The 15,071-nt window shown below is 55.3% G+C and carries 15 protein-coding genes; 8 read left to right on the top strand and 7 right to left on the bottom strand.

What is annotated here, in order from left to right; translation table 11 throughout:
* Position 1 precedes the first annotated feature (1 nt).
* From ftsQ to lpxC, 4 genes are all read left to right on the top strand, one after another.
* Positions 2-853, top strand: a complete 852-nt coding sequence (ftsQ, locus tag OC597_RS12185; RefSeq protein ID WP_099063078.1) for a cell division protein FtsQ — start codon at positions 2-4, stop codon at positions 851-853.
* Entirely contained in the window at positions 850-2,106 is a 1,257-nt protein-coding gene (ftsA, locus tag OC597_RS12180) for a cell division protein FtsA (protein ID WP_004950148.1), read from the top strand. The genes ftsQ and ftsA overlap by 4 nt, the downstream gene beginning before the upstream one ends.
* Before the next feature lie 74 nt (positions 2,107-2,180).
* The gene (gene ftsZ, locus OC597_RS12175; protein ID WP_004950150.1) at positions 2,181-3,335 is read left to right on the top strand and encodes a cell division protein FtsZ; all 1,155 of its coding nucleotides are present in this window, start codon (positions 2,181-2,183) and stop codon (positions 3,333-3,335) included.
* 103 nt (positions 3,336-3,438) lie between these two features.
* Positions 3,439-4,356 carry a UDP-3-O-acyl-N-acetylglucosamine deacetylase gene (lpxC, locus tag OC597_RS12170; protein ID WP_017891607.1) on the top strand — a complete coding sequence of 306 codons (918 nt, stop codon included), beginning with the start codon at positions 3,439-3,441 and terminating at the stop codon, positions 4,354-4,356.
* A 14-nt stretch (positions 4,357-4,370) separates the two neighbouring features.
* Here the strand turns inward: lpxC and OC597_RS12165 are convergent, their stop codons facing one another.
* Positions 4,371-4,895 carry a DUF721 domain-containing protein gene (locus OC597_RS12165; RefSeq protein ID WP_262208876.1) on the bottom strand — a complete coding sequence of 175 codons (525 nt, stop codon included), beginning with the start codon at positions 4,893-4,895 and terminating at the stop codon, positions 4,371-4,373.
* A gap of 26 nt (positions 4,896-4,921) precedes the next feature.
* Between OC597_RS12165 and secM the strand changes: the two genes are divergently transcribed.
* The 3 genes from secM to mutT all read left to right on the top strand — a co-directional run bounded on the left by secM (position 4,922) and on the right by mutT (position 8,760).
* Complete coding sequence (gene secM, locus OC597_RS12160; protein ID WP_261257330.1) at positions 4,922-5,455, top strand: secA translation cis-regulator SecM; 534 nt, start codon at positions 4,922-4,924, stop codon at positions 5,453-5,455.
* Between the two features lie 88 nt (positions 5,456-5,543).
* A complete protein-coding gene (secA, locus tag OC597_RS12155; RefSeq protein ID WP_261257332.1) occupies positions 5,544-8,255 on the top strand; it encodes a preprotein translocase subunit SecA in 2,712 nt (903 codons plus the stop codon).
* A gap of 100 nt (positions 8,256-8,355) precedes the next feature.
* Positions 8,356-8,760, top strand: coding sequence for an 8-oxo-dGTP diphosphatase MutT (gene mutT / locus OC597_RS12150; RefSeq protein WP_261285597.1), 405 nt, complete (start codon positions 8,356-8,358; stop codon positions 8,758-8,760).
* Between the two features lie 43 nt (positions 8,761-8,803).
* Here mutT and yacG read toward each other — a convergent pair whose 3' ends face one another.
* The 3 genes from yacG to coaE are packed head-to-tail and all read right to left on the bottom strand — an operon-like array spanning position 8,804 to position 10,418.
* On the bottom strand, positions 8,804-8,995 hold the full coding sequence (gene yacG, locus OC597_RS12145) for a DNA gyrase inhibitor YacG (RefSeq protein ID WP_261257334.1): 192 nt from the start codon (positions 8,993-8,995) through the stop codon (positions 8,804-8,806).
* A 50-nt stretch (positions 8,996-9,045) separates the two neighbouring features.
* Entirely contained in the window at positions 9,046-9,798 is a 753-nt protein-coding gene (zapD, locus tag OC597_RS12140; RefSeq protein WP_262208873.1) for a cell division protein ZapD, read from the bottom strand.
* 5 nt (positions 9,799-9,803) lie between these two features.
* Positions 9,804-10,418: a dephospho-CoA kinase gene (gene coaE / locus OC597_RS12135; RefSeq protein WP_261285599.1), complete on the bottom strand. Its 615-nt coding sequence runs from the start codon at positions 10,416-10,418 to the stop codon at positions 9,804-9,806.
* 443 nt (positions 10,419-10,861) lie between these two features.
* Between coaE and OC597_RS12130 the strand changes: the two genes are divergently transcribed.
* A complete protein-coding gene (locus tag OC597_RS12130; RefSeq protein ID WP_261257338.1) occupies positions 10,862-11,905 on the top strand; it encodes a GMP reductase in 1,044 nt (347 codons plus the stop codon).
* A 57-nt stretch (positions 11,906-11,962) separates the two neighbouring features.
* Here the strand turns inward: OC597_RS12130 and hofC are convergent, their stop codons facing one another.
* Genes hofC through ppdD form a run of 3 tightly spaced genes read right to left on the bottom strand, consistent with a single transcriptional unit; the run spans position 11,963 to position 15,050 of the window.
* Positions 11,963-13,162 carry a protein transport protein HofC gene (gene hofC, locus OC597_RS12125; RefSeq protein ID WP_262208870.1) on the bottom strand — a complete coding sequence of 400 codons (1,200 nt, stop codon included), beginning with the start codon at positions 13,160-13,162 and terminating at the stop codon, positions 11,963-11,965.
* The gene (gene gspE / locus OC597_RS12120; RefSeq protein ID WP_262208868.1) at positions 13,159-14,604 is read right to left on the bottom strand and encodes a type II secretion system protein GspE; all 1,446 of its coding nucleotides are present in this window, start codon (positions 14,602-14,604) and stop codon (positions 13,159-13,161) included. Before gspE ends, hofC begins: the two co-directional genes overlap by 4 nt.
* Positions 14,601-15,050: a prepilin peptidase-dependent pilin gene (ppdD, locus tag OC597_RS12115; protein ID WP_262208867.1), complete on the bottom strand. Its 450-nt coding sequence runs from the start codon at positions 15,048-15,050 to the stop codon at positions 14,601-14,603. The genes gspE and ppdD overlap by 4 nt, the downstream gene beginning before the upstream one ends.
* Positions 15,051-15,071: the final 21 nt, after the last annotated feature.

The raw sequence follows: 15,071 nt of genomic DNA, 5'->3' as shown, positions 1-15,071 counted from the left end.
TATGTCGCAAGCTGCCCTGAATGCACGTGAACGCGAGGTGGATAACAACCCGCGCCGTAGCAATGGAACCCAGTTGGCGGGAATGGTTTTCCTGCTGATGGTGTTGGGAACGGTCCTGTGGAGTGGCTGGGCGGTGATTGGCTGGATGAAAGACGCCAGCCGCCTGCCGCTGTCACGACTGGTGGTGACCGGTGAACGTCACTACACCACCAACGACGATATTCGCCAGGCGATCCTGGCGCTGGGATCGCCGGGGACTTTCATGACGCAGGATGTGGACATCATCCAGCAACAGATTGAACGCCTGCCGTGGATCAAGCAGGCCAGCGTACGCAAGCAGTGGCCGGATGAGCTGAAAATCCACCTGGTGGAGTATGTCCCGGTAGCGCGCTGGAATGATTTGCACATGGTGGACGCCGAAGGCAAATCCTTCAGCGTGCCGGCAGAACGAATTGGCAAACAGAAATTGCCGTTGCTTTATGGCCCGGAAGGGAGCGAACAGGATGTTCTGGATGGATATCGGACCATGAGCAGCATGTTAGCGGCCAGCAAATATACGCTGAAAATGGCGGCTATGAGTGCCCGCCACTCCTGGCAGCTGGCTTTGGATAATGATGTTCGGCTGGAGCTGGGACGCGACGATCGCACCGGACGCCTGCAGCGCTTTATCGAGCTTTATCCGGTATTGCAGCAGCAGGGGCAGGCAGAAAGCAAGCGAGTCAGCTATGTCGACTTACGCTATGAGGCCGGTGCATCGGTAGGTTGGGCCCCAGTGTTAATCGACCCGCAGGCAGCAGGCGATCAGCAAAACAGTAATCAGCAACAGAATCAGGCACAGGCAAAACAACAATGATCAAGTCGACGGACAGAAAACTGGTAGTTGGACTGGAGATCGGTACTGCAAAAGTCTCCGCATTGGTAGGGGAAGTTCTGCCCGATGGCATGGTCAACATTATCGGGGTGGGCAGCTGCCCGTCTCGCGGCATGGATAAGGGTGGCGTTAACGACCTGGAGTCGGTAGTGAAGTGCGTACAGCGCGCTATCGATCAGGCCGAACTGATGGCTGATTGCCAGATTTCTTCGGTTTACCTCGCATTATCGGGGAAACACATCAGTTGCCAGAACGAAATAGGGATGGTTCCTATTTCCGAAGAGGAAGTGACACAGGAAGATGTGGAGAACGTGGTGCATACCGCTAAATCGGTACGCGTACGTGATGAACACCGCATCCTGCACGTTATCCCTCAGGAATACGCCATCGATTATCAGGAAGGCATCAAAAACCCGGTTGGGTTGTCGGGCGTGCGTATGCAAGCCAAGGTGCACCTGATTACCTGTCATAACGATATGGCGAAGAACATCGTTAAGGCAGTAGAACGTTGCGGTCTGAAAGTAGACCAACTTATTTTCGCCGGTCTGGCCGCCAGCTATGCGGTACTGACCGAAGATGAGCGCGAACTCGGCGTTTGTGTGGTGGATATCGGCGGGGGCACCATGGATATGGCGGTGTACACCGGCGGTGCGTTGCGCCACACCAAAGTGATCCCTTACGCCGGGAACGTGGTCACCAGCGATATCGCCTACGCCTTCGGCACACCGCCGACAGATGCGGAAGCGATCAAAGTTCGACACGGCTGTGCGCTTGGGTCGATTGTTAGCAAGGATGAAAGTGTAGAGGTGCCAAGCGTTGGGGGGCGTCCTCCTCGTAGTCTGCAAAGACAGACACTGGCTGAAGTTATTGAGCCACGCTACACCGAACTGTTGAATCTGGTTAACGATGAGATTTTGCAATTGCAGGAGCAACTGCGTCAGCAAGGGGTTAAGCATCATCTGGCAGCGGGTATTGTGCTGACCGGTGGTGCCGCCCAGATTGATGGCCTGGCAGCTTGTGCGCAACGGGTGTTCCATACCCAGGTACGCATCGGCCAACCCTTGAACATCACGGGTCTGACGGATTATGCGCAGGAGCCTTACTACTCTACGGCGGTAGGTCTGCTGCACTATGGAAAAGAGTCTCACCTGAGTGGTGAGGCAGAAGTAGAAAAACGCGCCTCGGTGGGCAATTGGTTTAAACGTATCAATAGCTGGCTGAGAAAAGAGTTTTAATGTTTCAACAAAGAGATCATGCTGAGTAATCTTTTTATGACCTCGCAGCGACAGGCACAAAACGGAGAGAAACTATGTTTGAACCAATGGAACTAACCAATGACGCGGTGATTAAAGTCATCGGCGTCGGCGGTGGCGGTGGCAACGCCGTTGAACACATGGTGCGCGAGCGCATCGAAGGTGTTGAATTCTTCGCCGTTAATACAGACGCTCAGGCGCTTCGTAAAACGGCAGTTGGCCAAACCATCCAGATCGGTAGCGGTATTACCAAAGGTCTGGGTGCAGGCGCGAACCCTGAAGTGGGTCGCAATTCAGCGGAAGAAGACCGTGAAGCCCTGCGCGCCGCACTGGATGGTGCAGACATGGTCTTCATTGCAGCCGGCATGGGCGGCGGTACCGGTACCGGTGCAGCGCCAGTCGTCGCAGAAGTTGCTAAAGATCTGGGTATTCTGACAGTGGCCGTGGTTACCAAGCCTTTCAATTTTGAAGGCAAGAAACGCATGGCGTTCGCTGAGCAGGGTATTGCAGAATTGTCCAAACATGTGGACTCACTGATCACTATCCCGAACGACAAGCTGTTGAAAGTTCTGGGTCGCGGTATTTCTCTGCTGGACGCGTTCGGCGCGGCTAACGACGTGCTGAAAGGCGCGGTGCAGGGTATTGCCGAACTGATCACCCGTCCGGGCCTGATGAACGTCGACTTCGCCGACGTGCGCACCGTAATGTCCGAAATGGGCTACGCGATGATGGGTTCCGGCGTTGCCTGTGGTGAAGACCGTGCTGAAGAAGCAGCGGAAATGGCGATCTCCAGCCCACTGCTGGAAGACATCGACCTGTCCGGCGCTCGCGGCGTTCTGGTCAACATCACCGCCGGCTTCGACCTGCGTTTGGATGAGTTCGAAACCGTGGGTAACACCATTCGTGCTTTCGCTTCCGACAATGCGACCGTAGTTATCGGTACCTCGCTGGATCCGGAAATGAACGACGAACTGCGCGTGACCGTGGTTGCGACCGGTATCGGCATGGACAAACGTCCGGAAATCACTCTGGTGACCAACAAACAGGCCAGCCAGCCAGTGATGGATCATCGCTACCAGCAGCACGGCATGTCGCCGTTGCCGCAGGAAGTGAAACCTGCCGCCAAGGTAGTTAACGATCCGACTGCGCAGCCTAATAAAGAGCCCGACTATCTTGATATTCCTGCCTTCCTGCGCAAGCAGGCAGACTAAGAATATCCTGAGAATTTGGAATCTCCGCTCTTTGTGCTAAACTGTCCCGCCGACCTTGCTGTATGCTGGGTCGGTAGGATTGATAACATTGCGAGATAAAACGATGATCAAACAAAGGACATTAAAACGTATTGTTCAGGCGACGGGTGTCGGTTTGCATACCGGCAAGAAAGTCACGCTGACAATGCGCCCCGCGGCGGCTAATACCGGGGTCATCTATCGTCGCACTGACTTGAATCCCCCGGTTGATTTCCCGGCTGATGCAAAATCCGTGCGTGATACCATGCTCTGTACTTGCCTGGTGAATGAGCATGACGTGCGTATTTCTACCGTTGAGCATCTTAATGCCGCACTGGCTGGATTGGGCATCGACAACATCGTTATCGAAGTTGACGCCGCCGAAATCCCTATCATGGACGGCAGTGCCAGTCCGTTCGTCTTCCTGTTGCTGGATGCCGGCATTGAAGAACTGAACTCTGCGAAGAAATTCCTGCGTCTGAAAGACACCGTGCGTGTTGAAGATGGCGACAAGTGGGCCGAGCTGTCCCCGCATAACGGGTTCCGCCTGGACTTCACTATCGACTTCAACCACCCGGCAATCGATGCCAGTACGCAACGCTACCGCCTTGATTTCTCTGCCGACTCGTTCGTGCGTCAAATCAGCCGTGCGCGTACCTTCGGTTTTATGCGTGACATCGAGTATTTACAGTCACGTGGCCTGGCTCTGGGCGGCAGTTTTGACTGCGCCATCGTGGTAGATGATTACCGCGTGCTGAACGAAGACGGCCTGCGCTTTGAAGACGAATTCGTACGCCACAAAATGCTGGACGCCATCGGCGACCTGTTCATGTGCGGCCATAACATTATTGGCGCGTTCACCGCGTACAAATCTGGTCATGCGCTGAACAACAAACTGCTGCAAGCGGTTCTGGCAAAACAGGAAGCGTGGGAATTTGTCACCTTCCAGGACGAAGCCGAAATGCCATTGGCATTCAAAGCCCCGTCCACCGTATTGGCATAAGCTGATACCGCTGATTACTTATCGCGACTGGTAGCGTTGGCTCCTTCTCCGGCCAACGATGCCAGTCGTTCCAATATCTTGCGCAGTTTTTCTGGGCTGCGACTTGCCAATCCCCTTAATTCCTCAGCGCTTTCCTGGCTCAGATGACGCATGGGCACTTTCGCCTGCATATTTCCTGTGGTTTTTGCGGCGTTCTGCACAAGGTTGCTTCCTTTTGCCATCAAGGCAGGATTAATCCTGATGTCGATCGACGACAATGATGGTAGAATTTGCGCTCGTAGTGCAGATAATAAAGCCGGTTGTTCGTAGCGTAGACGCATCATCCAGCTGGCATTTGCCGTTTCTAGCACTAAAATACCCTGTCGGAAATTAGCGACGCGGCACCAGGGATGCAGTTGAACCGGCAATACGCCTTTCACTGCACGGTTAAGCTTAAGCAGCGCAACTGCGCGTTGCTGGACGTTATACAGCGGGCCTTTGTCTTCTGTGTGAGCGTCGTCAAACAGGGAATCTAATAATTGTGGACGGCTATCGCGCATAATGGGCTCCGGCGGATAATAAACTCGTGATCGGTATTCTAAATCGTTGGCGACAATTTGGCAGACGTTATTTCTGGCCCCATCTCCTGTTAGGGATGGTCGCGGCCACGCTTGGCGTACCTACAAATCTGTCCGGCGCACCTGATCAAGCCGCTCTGCCGAGCACCTCGTCCAGCCTTAACCGGCAAAATTCCGCCAGCGGTGCCTTTAACAGTCTGGCATTGCTGCAGGAAGCGCATCGCCGCCCAAATTTCAGTGTCGATTATTGGCACCAGCATGCGCTTCGCACCGTCATTCGTCACCTTTCTTTTGCTCTCGCTCCGCAGGCAGTTTACGCGCGGATACAGGAACGCGAAGCGGAAGCGACCGAACCCCCATCACAGGTAGCGCAACTGGCGCTGCTTTCTACTCTCAACGCGCTGCTGACGCATGAGCCGAAGCCGCCGACCATCATTCGTGATACCCACCATGCCGTGCTGCCTGCCATTGCGCAGCATCAGACAGGGTTGTGGCTCGCACAGGTGCAGGGCATCCGTGCTGGGCCCGCAGTCGTAAGCTGATTTTTTGCCCGTCGGGCGACAAAAAACCTAAAAAATAACAGCAAATTGACGGCCTGTGTTGGCTGTCATGACAGAGATATCAAACATCATGTTAGTGAAATTATTGACCAAAGTTTTTGGTAGCCGTAACGATCGTACACTTCGCCGCATGCGTAAATCGGTTGAGCAGATCGGTCTGATGGAACCGGACATGGAAAAACTGTCCGATGATGAACTGAAAGCCAAGACCAACGAATTCCGCGCGCGCCTGGAAAAGGGCGAGGTGCTGGAAAACCTGTTGCCGGAAGCCTTTGCCGTAGTGCGTGAGGCGAGCAAGCGCGTATTCGGTATGCGTCACTTCGACGTGCAGCTGTTGGGCGGTATGGTGCTGAACGATCGCTGTATCGCAGAGATGCGTACCGGTGAAGGTAAAACCCTGACCGCAACCCTGCCTGCCTACCTGAACGCCTTGAGCGGCCGTGGTGTGCACGTGGTAACAGTGAACGATTATTTGGCACAGCGTGACGCCGAAAACAACCGTCCACTGTTCGAGTTCCTCGGTCTGAGCATCGGTATTAACCTGCCGGGTATGCCTGCGCCAGCCAAGCGTGAAGCCTATGCCGCTGACATTACCTACGGTACCAACAACGAATACGGTTTTGACTACCTGCGCGACAACATGGCATTCAGCCCGGAAGAGCGTGTTCAACGTAAGCTGCACTATGCGTTGGTGGATGAGGTTGACTCCATCCTGATCGATGAAGCACGTACTCCGTTGATCATCTCCGGCCCGGCCGAAGACAGCTCCGAGATGTACATCAAGGTTAACAAGCTGATCCCTAAGCTGATCCGTCAGGAAAAAGAAGATTCCGATTCCTTCCAGGGCGAAGGCCATTTCTCGGTTGATGAGAAAGCGCGCCAGGTGCACCTGACTGAACGCGGCCTGATCCTGATCGAAGAAATGTTGATGGAAGCCGACATCATGGATGAAGGCGAGTCACTGTACTCACCGACTAACATCATGTTGATGCACCATGTGACAGCCGCACTGCGTGCCCATGTGCTGTTTACCCGTGACGTTGACTACATCGTAAAAGACGGTGAAGTCATTATCGTTGACGAACACACCGGTCGTACCATGCAGGGGCGTCGCTGGTCTGATGGTCTGCATCAGGCGGTAGAAGCCAAAGAAGGCGTGGAGATCCAGAACGAGAACCAGACGCTGGCCTCCATCACCTTCCAGAACTACTTCCGTCTGTACGAAAAACTGGCCGGGATGACCGGTACCGCCGACACCGAAGCCTTTGAATTCAGCTCTATCTACAAGCTGGATACCATCGTGGTGCCGACTAACCGTCCGATGATCCGTAAAGACATGCCGGATCTGGTCTACATGACCGAGCTGGAAAAGATTGGTGCAATCATTGAAGACATCCGTGAGCGTACCGTCAACGGGCAACCGGTGTTGGTGGGGACTATCTCGATTGAAAAATCCGAAGTGGTTTCTCGCGAGCTGACCAAAGCCGGCATCGAGCACAAGGTACTGAACGCCAAATTCCACGCCATGGAAGCGGACATCGTAGCTCAGGCCGGCCAAAGCCGTGCGGTCACTATCGCCACCAACATGGCGGGCCGTGGTACCGATATCGTGTTGGGTGGCAGTTGGCAGGCCGAAATTGAACAGTTGGAAGATCCGACTGAACAGCAAATTGCTGAAATTAAAGAAGCCTGGAAAATCCGCCATGATGAGGTATTGGCTGCGGGCGGCCTGCACATCATTGGTACCGAGCGCCATGAATCACGTCGTATCGATAACCAGCTGCGCGGCCGTTCAGGTCGTCAGGGTGACGCCGGTTCATCCCGCTTCTACCTGTCTATGGAAGATGCCCTGATGCGTATTTTCGCCTCGGATCGCGTTTCCAGCATGATGCGTAAACTGGGTATGAAAGAGGGTGAGGCCATTGAGCACCCATGGGTCACCAAGGCGATTGCCAACGCACAGCGTAAAGTGGAAAGTCGCAACTTCGACATTCGTAAGCAATTGCTGGAATACGATGACGTGGCCAACGATCAGCGCCGCGCCATCTACAGCCAGCGTAACGAACTGCTGGACGTGTCTGACGTTAGCGAAACCATCACCAGCATCCGTGAAGACGTGTTCAAGACCACCATCGATGGCTACATTCAGCCGCAGTCGCTGGAAGAAGAGTGGGACATTCAGGGGCTGACAGAGCGCCTGAAAAACGACTTCGATCTGGATATGCCAATCGCTGAATGGCTGGATAAAGAGCCTGAGCTGCACGAAGAAACGCTGCGTGAGCGCATTCTCGAAAAAGCGAAGGAAGAATACCTGCGCAAAGAAGAAGTGGTTGGCACCGAGATGATGCGCAACTTCGAGAAAGGCGTGATGCTGCAGACGCTGGATTCCCTGTGGAAAGAGCATTTGGCGGCGATGGACTACCTGCGCCAGGGCATCCATCTGCGTGGTTATGCGCAGAAGGATCCTAAGCAGGAGTACAAGCGCGAGTCTTTCAACATGTTCGCCACCATGCTGGAATCATTGAAGCATGAAGTGATCAGCGTACTGAGCAAGGTACAGGTGCGGATGCCGGAGGAGGTTGAAGCGCTGGAGCTGCAACGTCGTGAAGAAGCTGAGCGCTTGGCCAAACAGCAACAGCTGAGCCACTATGAAGAAAATGCTCTGGTCACCGAAGATCCGAATGCGCCGGCAACGGCGGAACGTAAAGTAGGGCGCAACGATCCGTGCCCATGCGGTTCCGGTAAAAAATACAAACAGTGCCACGGTCGTCTGCAGAACTAAGACCGGCAGTGTTTAACCAATAAAACCCAGGGGTTCAGCATGCTGAGCCCCTGTTTTTTAGGGCGTTTGCCGCGCCCGACAAATCTATCAGGAGGATGTGATGAAACATCTGAACATCGCCGTTGGCATTATTCGTAACGCCCAGCAGGAAATCTTTATTACGCGTCGCGCCGCCGATTCGCATATGGCCGGCTTCTGGGAGTTTCCAGGCGGTAAGATTGAGCAGGGGGAGACACCGGAGCAGGCACTCAACCGTGAACTGCAGGAAGAAACCGGGATTGAAACCGAGCGCGCAGAGCTACTGGAAGTGCTTGAACACCGGTTTAGCGATCGTATTGTGACGCTGAATTTTTATCTGGTGGAAGGTTGGGCAGGCGAACCCTTTGGCCGTGAAGGCCAGCCTATGCGCTGGGTGAAGCAGGCTGATTTACGGGAGGAGGAATTCCCGGAGGCCAATGTCAGTATTATCAAACTGTTGGTGGCACAGGCGAGCGCTGCACAGTAAAACGAGCGGCCTGGCAGAGACCAGGCCGACAAAAGACGAGCGATCAACGATCGTCTTGTTCACTCCATTCTTCGCTTTCCGACAGATCGCTGTTGCTGGGAATGCGCTTCTCTTCATCGGCCCACTCGCCCAAATCAATTAACTGACAGCGCTTGCTGCAAAACGGGCGGAACGGGCTGACTTCACCCCAAACCACGCCTTTGCCACAGGTTGGGCATTTCACTACGGTCGTCATATCTGTTCCTTACTCCCTTCCAACACGTGAAAGGTTTTTATGTCATTGGGTTAGCAACAGGCCAACTCAAAGGTTAATCGTTCCGGTACCACACCAAGCTCACTGTCCAGCGGCAGGAAGCGGATCGCATAGCGCGTCTTATGGCCGGAAATCTGCGGGTAAAGCTGATGGGCCAGATTGATGCGCAAGCGCAACAGATCGGCGCCTTCCGCGTTATCCTGGAAGAAACCGTTCAAACTGATCTGATTGCGAAACGGACCGGACTGACGGATCAGATCCAGCACCATGATCAGCGCCTGGTTCAGGGGCTCCAGCGTTTGCTGCCATTTGTTGACGTCATCATCTCGTTCTTGCTGTGGGGCATGCATCCACATGTGCAGCGTCGGTAAATCAAAGCTGCAACACCCGCCCGGAATACTCAGACGTTGACGCACCAGGCTAATCAGCCGGTCTTCACGCAGCGATTGGCCGAGGCGGGGAGCAGACATCAGTGCTGCCGCGCGTTGTTTCAACTGGTTGCGCAACTGATCCACCAGCGACATATCGACGCCTGGCACATCGGCCCATGCCAGCAACTTTTGTTGCTGACGTTCCAGCTCTTTCAGTAACTCTGTACGCACTTCACCGCGTTCCAGTACGTCGAGCAGATCGGCGACGGTGCGGAAGAAGGTCAGGGCGATAGCTGTTTCGCTCAATGCCCGCTGGCCATGCAACTGCTGCAGTAAAAACTCCATACGCAACCAGGTGCGCATTTTTTCATTCAACGGGTGTTCAAAAAGAACGCTTGGGGAAACATCACTCATTCAGTTTAATCCTGTCGGGTCGCTGATGCCGCCAGCTCAAGGTAACGGCGATGCAGTGCGGCAACCAATGGCTCTATCCCCTGAGCGGTGCCGCTATTATCAATTATGTCATCTGCAGCGGCCAAGCGCTGCTCGCGCGTGACCTGCGCGGACAGTATGTTCTGTGCCTGCTGACGACTGATACCGTCGCGGGCGATGGTTCTGGCCAACTGAGTCTCGCTGTCAACATCGACCACCAGCACGCGATCGGCGCGCGCCTGCAGGTTGTTTTCCACCAGCAGGGGAACCACCCAAAGTGCATAGGGGCTGGTGACTTGCGCCAGTTGGCGTTGGGTTTCCTGATGAATCAGCGGGTGCAGCAGTTGGTTCAGCCAGCGCTTTTCATCAGGGTTACTGAAGATACGCTGGCGCAGTGCGGCACGGTTAAGCCTGCCGTCTGACTGCAACATTTCATTACCAAATCGTTCGACGATGGCAGCCAATGCAGGGGCACCAGGCTCGACAACCTGCCGGGCGATGATGTCCGCGTCGACCACCATCACGCCGTGGCGGGCAAAGGCGTCTGCCACGGTTGACTTACCGCTGCCGATACCCCCTGTCAACGCAACAATGTAGGCCATGGTAGGGAATGCACCTGATGTTCATAAAAAAATAATAGACGAATCATAAAGCGATCGCGCAGAAGTGCAAGTCAGCAGGCGGCGCTTGTCTGGTTGCTGGCACCGTACGGTGATAAAAAGCGCAGCCGGAAAGGGAAAATGAGCGGGAGGTCACACTGCGTATTCGCAGGTAAATTTGTCGGATTGTAGCGTAAATAAAGGAGAATTCGCAGTCTTGTCCGGCGATTATTAGCGAGTATGATAACGACACTGGAACTGGCATTAATCTACCCGTCGCCTTTCAAGCCGCAGCGTTGTTGACTGCACTTGCTCACCCCAGTTACTTACTTAAGTAAGCTCCTGGGGTGAGCAAGCTGGCTGCCTAGCTGCAACTTGAAATTCATAGGGTATAGGTTCGAATACTATCCTGCGATCCGTCGCCATAAACCAGGAAATCATAAGTCATGCGTATTGAAGAAGATTTGAAGTTAGGCTTTAAAGATGTGCTGATTCGCCCTAAACGCTCCACATTGAAAAGCCGTTCAGAAGTTGAACTGGAGCGTCAGTTTACCTTCAAACATTCTGGCTTGAGCTGGTCCGGCGTACCGATTATCGCTGCCAACATGGACTCGGTCGGCACCTTCAGCATGGCAGAGGCCCTGGCTTCCTTCGACGTACTCACCGCCGTACACAAACACTACACCGTTGAACAATGGGCCGCATTTGTGCAGCGTGTACCGGCATCGGTGCTGCGTCACGTGATGGTATCAACCGGCACCTCCGAAGCTGATTTTGTGAAGATGCAGCAAATTCTGGCCTTGTCGCCGGGGCTGAAGTTTATCTGTATCGACGTCGCTAACGGTTACTCCGAGCATTTTGTCGCCTTCTTGCAGAAAGCGCGCGAGGCCTGCCCAAACCATGTGATCTGTGCCGGTAACGTGGTCACCGGTGAAATGGTGGAAGAGCTTATCCTGTCCGGTGCCGATATCGTTAAAGTGGGTATTGGCCCTGGGTCCGTCTGCACCACCCGGGTGAAAACCGGCGTGGGTTACCCGCAGCTGTCTGCGGTGATCGAGTGTGCCGATGCGGCACATGGCCTGGGCGGCCAGATTGTCAGTGATGGCGGCTGCTCGGTACCGGGCGACGTAGCGAAAGCCTTTGGTGGTGGCGCAGACTTCGTCATGTTGGGTGGAATGCTGGCCGGTCATGACGAGTGCGAAGGCACCGTAGTGGAAGAGAACGGCGAGAAATTCATGCTGTTTTACGGCATGAGTTCCGAGTCAGCGATGAAACGCCACGTCGGCGGTGTTGCCCAGTACCGTGCGGCCGAAGGTAAAACCGTCAAGCTGCCATTGCGTGGCGAGGTTGAGTTTACCGTCCGTGACATTCTCGGTGGCCTGCGCTCCGCTTGCACTTATGTCGGTGCAGAGCGTCTGAAAGAGCTGACCAAACGCACCACCTTTATCCGCGTAGCGGAGCAGGAAAACCGTGTGTTCGGCAGCAACTGATTTAGTCTGACCAAACCTTGGGTGCCGTTCGGTGCTGCACTCAAGGTTCTCCAGGCGTTATCCCAATACGTTCCCCAATTGAAATATCGGCAGGTACATGGCGATCACCAGCGTGCCGACGATCCCACCCACCACCAGCATCAATATCGGTTCCAGCGTTTGTGCCAGCGTATCGGCTAACTCAAAAATTTGCTGCTCATGCCACAGCGCCAGTTTGCCTAACAGCGTATCCAACGAACCAGACTCTTCGCCCACCCGCACCAACTGCTGACACAAGGTGGGGAAAAGCGCCTGCTGCCCCAATGCGCTGTGGAAAGTCTGGCCTTGCGCAATCTGTTGCTGCACCCTCTCAATCGCCTGGCGGTAAAATAAATTATCTACCGACAGCGCTGCGGCGTTCAGCCCTTCAATCAGCGTGAGCCCGGCCTGCTGAGTCATGGCCAAAATACGAAATATTTGGCTCAGGCAGCCGCCTTTGATCAATTGTGCAATCAGCGGCAGGCGCAGCAATACGGCCTGTTCGCGTCTGCGCCAGTGTGGTTGCGGGTGCAGTCGGCGAAAATAGGCAAATAGCGTGCAGCCCAGTATCGCCGCCAGCCAGGGGCCGCCATGAATCAACAGAGTGGAAAGGTTCAGCAGCCCCTGGGTAAACCACGGCAGTGGAGCATCGAAAGACTGGTAGACGCCGGCAAATTCCGGCAGCACCATGACCAACATCAGAATACTCACCAACAGCGCCACTGCGCAGACGAATAAGGGATAACGCAGCGCTTTAACCACTTTCTTCTGCAATTTTTGCTGCGCTTCCTGTTGCTGGGCCAGTTGCAGGCAGCACTCATCCAGGTGGCCGGTCAGTTCTCCGATGGCGATCAACTGGCGGTAGATCAGAGGGAAGATGGCGTGTTGCCCGGCGATAACCTCTGAAAACGGCTGCCCTTGCTGCACCTGTTCGCCTACCTCGCGCAGCAGGCAACGCCAGGCTGCGGACGGGTGTTCGGTCGCCAGCAACTGCAAGCCGCTGACCAGCGGCAACCCGGCCTGCAACAGGGTGGCAAGCTGGCGGGTGAACTGGATCAAGGGCTCTCCGCGCCACTGGCTGGGGGCAATGCGTTTCCCGCTGTTAATCTGGCAGGGTTGCAACCCTTGTTCGATCAGCCACTGACTAACCCTGTTTTTTTCGCTGCTCATCAGCTCGCCCTGGCGTAGTTGGCCCTGCGGATCAATCGCCTGCCAGAGGAAAAGGCGCAGCGCTTTCACACGGGCTTCTCACCGGCAATGTTGCCGACAATGCGGTACACCTCCTCCAGCGAGGTGACGCCTTGTGAAACCAGCGTTAACCCAGCCTGCAGCAGCGTGATTTGCCCTTGCTGCCGGGCGATCTCGGCCAGTTGACCGGGAGCCGCCCCCTGCAACAGACCGCTCTGCACTTCCGGGGTGATGGTTAGCAATTCATACACCCCGGTGCGGCCGTAGTAGCCGCCAAAGCAGTGCTCGCAGCCGTCAGCCTGCCAGGGCAGCAAGGGCGTGGCCCAAATCGCTGTGGGGAAGCGTATCGTCTGGCTTTGCTGATGGCGGCAGTGGCTGCAAAGTTTACGCACCAGCCGTTGGGCGATCACCAGCTTCAGGCAAGCGGCAATCAGATAGCCGGGAATGCCCATATGGGTCAGCCGTGTCAGGGTTTCGCTGGTGGAGTTGGTGTGCAAGGTGGATAGCACCAGATGACCGGTTTGTGCGGCTTTCACCGCGATCTCTGCGGTTTCCCGATCACGGATCTCACCGATCATGATCACGTCCGGATCTTGTCGCAGTAGCGCGCGTAAAACGCGGGAAAAATCCAGATCGGTTTTGGCATTAATCTGCGTCTGGTTAACGCCGAACAGTGGGATCTCGATCGGATCCTCGACGCTGCACAAATTACTTTGTGCGTCATTCAACTGGCGTAACCCGCTGTACAGCGTGACGGTTTTGCCGCTACCGGTCGGACCGGTAACCAGGATCATACCCTGTGGGCAGGACAACGCGGCGGCAAACTGTGCCAGTGCCGTCGGATCCATCCCCAACCGATCCAGCGGCAGCTCCTGGCGCTCGGTTTGCAGGATCCGCAGCACCACTTTTTCGCCGTGCAGCGTGGGCAGGGTGGCGATGCGCATTGAGTAACTGGCGTTATCCAATTGCACACTGAGCTGGCCATCTTGCGGCAGGCGACGTTCGGCGATATCCAACTGTCCCATAATCTTCAGCCGGGCGCAGAGGCGAGCGGCGAGCACAAAAGGCGGTGAGGTTATCGTCTGCAGTACCCCATCAATACGCAGCCGGATACGCAGAGCCTGTTGGTAGGGCTCGAAATGAATATCCGAGGCACGTCGTTGAATGGCGATGCGCAGCGCCTGATTGATAAACTGCACTACGGGTGCGTCACTGTCATCGTTTAAGGAAGGCGTGTCAGGCCCAACTTCTGATGCGTCTTGCGCAGGGCGATCGTCCTGTATTTGACGCTGGTTCAGTTCCAGCTCCAGCCGGGCTGCTGGCCACTGTTCCAAATGAATGCGCTTGCCGGTGGCGAAACGCAGCGCCGACAACAGCGCCTGTGGTGCCTCCTCCGTCAGGGCTACGCTCAGGCTGTGCTGGTCTTCGCTGAGAGCCAGCGCCTGATAACGGCGGCACAGCGCATGGATTTCGTCGCTGATTGTCGTACTCATGGTGTTGGTGCCGTTGCGGTGGTGTCAAAACGGAAAACTTCCTGACAGGTTTCCTGCAGATTGACGTTGGCGCTGGTGCATTGGCGTGTCCAGCGTGTCAGCCCGCCGGTGTTTTGGGTGGGGGTCAGTGCGACCGTTAGCCCCAGCAGCGTTTGCGTACCGGTCAGCGAGATCACCCCCTGGCTGACCTGGACGGCACTGACGTAACGTGAGGCGTCACCGGTCGGGATACCTTGGCTGCCGGCGTTACAACCGGTTGGTGCGCCACTGTCGAGCACGCACAGCTCAACGGCCAGCTTATACGGCGTCATGGTTTGCAGCATGTCGGTCATCGCTGCTTTTTGGATATAGCGCTGGTAGGCGGGAATGCCTATGGCGCTGAGGATCGCGATAATGGCGATCACCACCATCAGTTCGATCAGGGTAAAACCGCGCTGTGTTTCCATTTGTTGTTGCCTCCATATGAA

Source organism: Serratia proteamaculans (genome assembly GCF_946227095.1).
Classification (GTDB): Bacteria; Pseudomonadota; Gammaproteobacteria; order Enterobacterales; family Enterobacteriaceae; genus Serratia; species Serratia proteamaculans_E.
This window is presented reverse-complemented; position numbering and strand designations above follow the sequence as displayed.

Bases quoted from the DNA above. Each gene is read 5' to 3' on its own strand.
- yacG (WP_261257334.1), bottom strand. From the start codon at position 8,995: ATGACGACCGTAGTGAAATGCCCAACCTGTGGCAAAGGCGTGGTTTGG.
- ftsZ (WP_004950150.1), top strand. From the start codon at position 2,181: ATGTTTGAACCAATGGAACTAACCAATGACGCGGTGATTAAAGTCATC.
- OC597_RS12165 (WP_262208876.1), bottom strand. From the start codon at position 4,895: ATGCGCGATAGCCGTCCACAATTATTAGATTCCCTGTTTGACGACGCT.
- mutT (WP_261285597.1), top strand. From the start codon at position 8,356: ATGAAACATCTGAACATCGCCGTTGGCATTATTCGTAACGCCCAGCAG.
- secA (WP_261257332.1), top strand. From the start codon at position 5,544: ATGTTAGTGAAATTATTGACCAAAGTTTTTGGTAGCCGTAACGATCGT.
- lpxC (WP_017891607.1), top strand. From the start codon at position 3,439: ATGATCAAACAAAGGACATTAAAACGTATTGTTCAGGCGACGGGTGTC.
- OC597_RS12130 (WP_261257338.1), top strand. From the start codon at position 10,862: ATGCGTATTGAAGAAGATTTGAAGTTAGGCTTTAAAGATGTGCTGATT.
- coaE (WP_261285599.1), bottom strand. From the start codon at position 10,418: ATGGCCTACATTGTTGCGTTGACAGGGGGTATCGGCAGCGGTAAGTCA.
- ppdD (WP_262208867.1), bottom strand. From the start codon at position 15,050: ATGGAAACACAGCGCGGTTTTACCCTGATCGAACTGATGGTGGTGATC.
- ftsA (WP_004950148.1), top strand. From the start codon at position 850: ATGATCAAGTCGACGGACAGAAAACTGGTAGTTGGACTGGAGATCGGT.
- zapD (WP_262208873.1), bottom strand. From the start codon at position 9,798: ATGAGTGATGTTTCCCCAAGCGTTCTTTTTGAACACCCGTTGAATGAA.
- ftsQ (WP_099063078.1), top strand. From the start codon at position 2: ATGTCGCAAGCTGCCCTGAATGCACGTGAACGCGAGGTGGATAACAAC.
- gspE (WP_262208868.1), bottom strand. From the start codon at position 14,604: ATGAGTACGACAATCAGCGACGAAATCCATGCGCTGTGCCGCCGTTAT.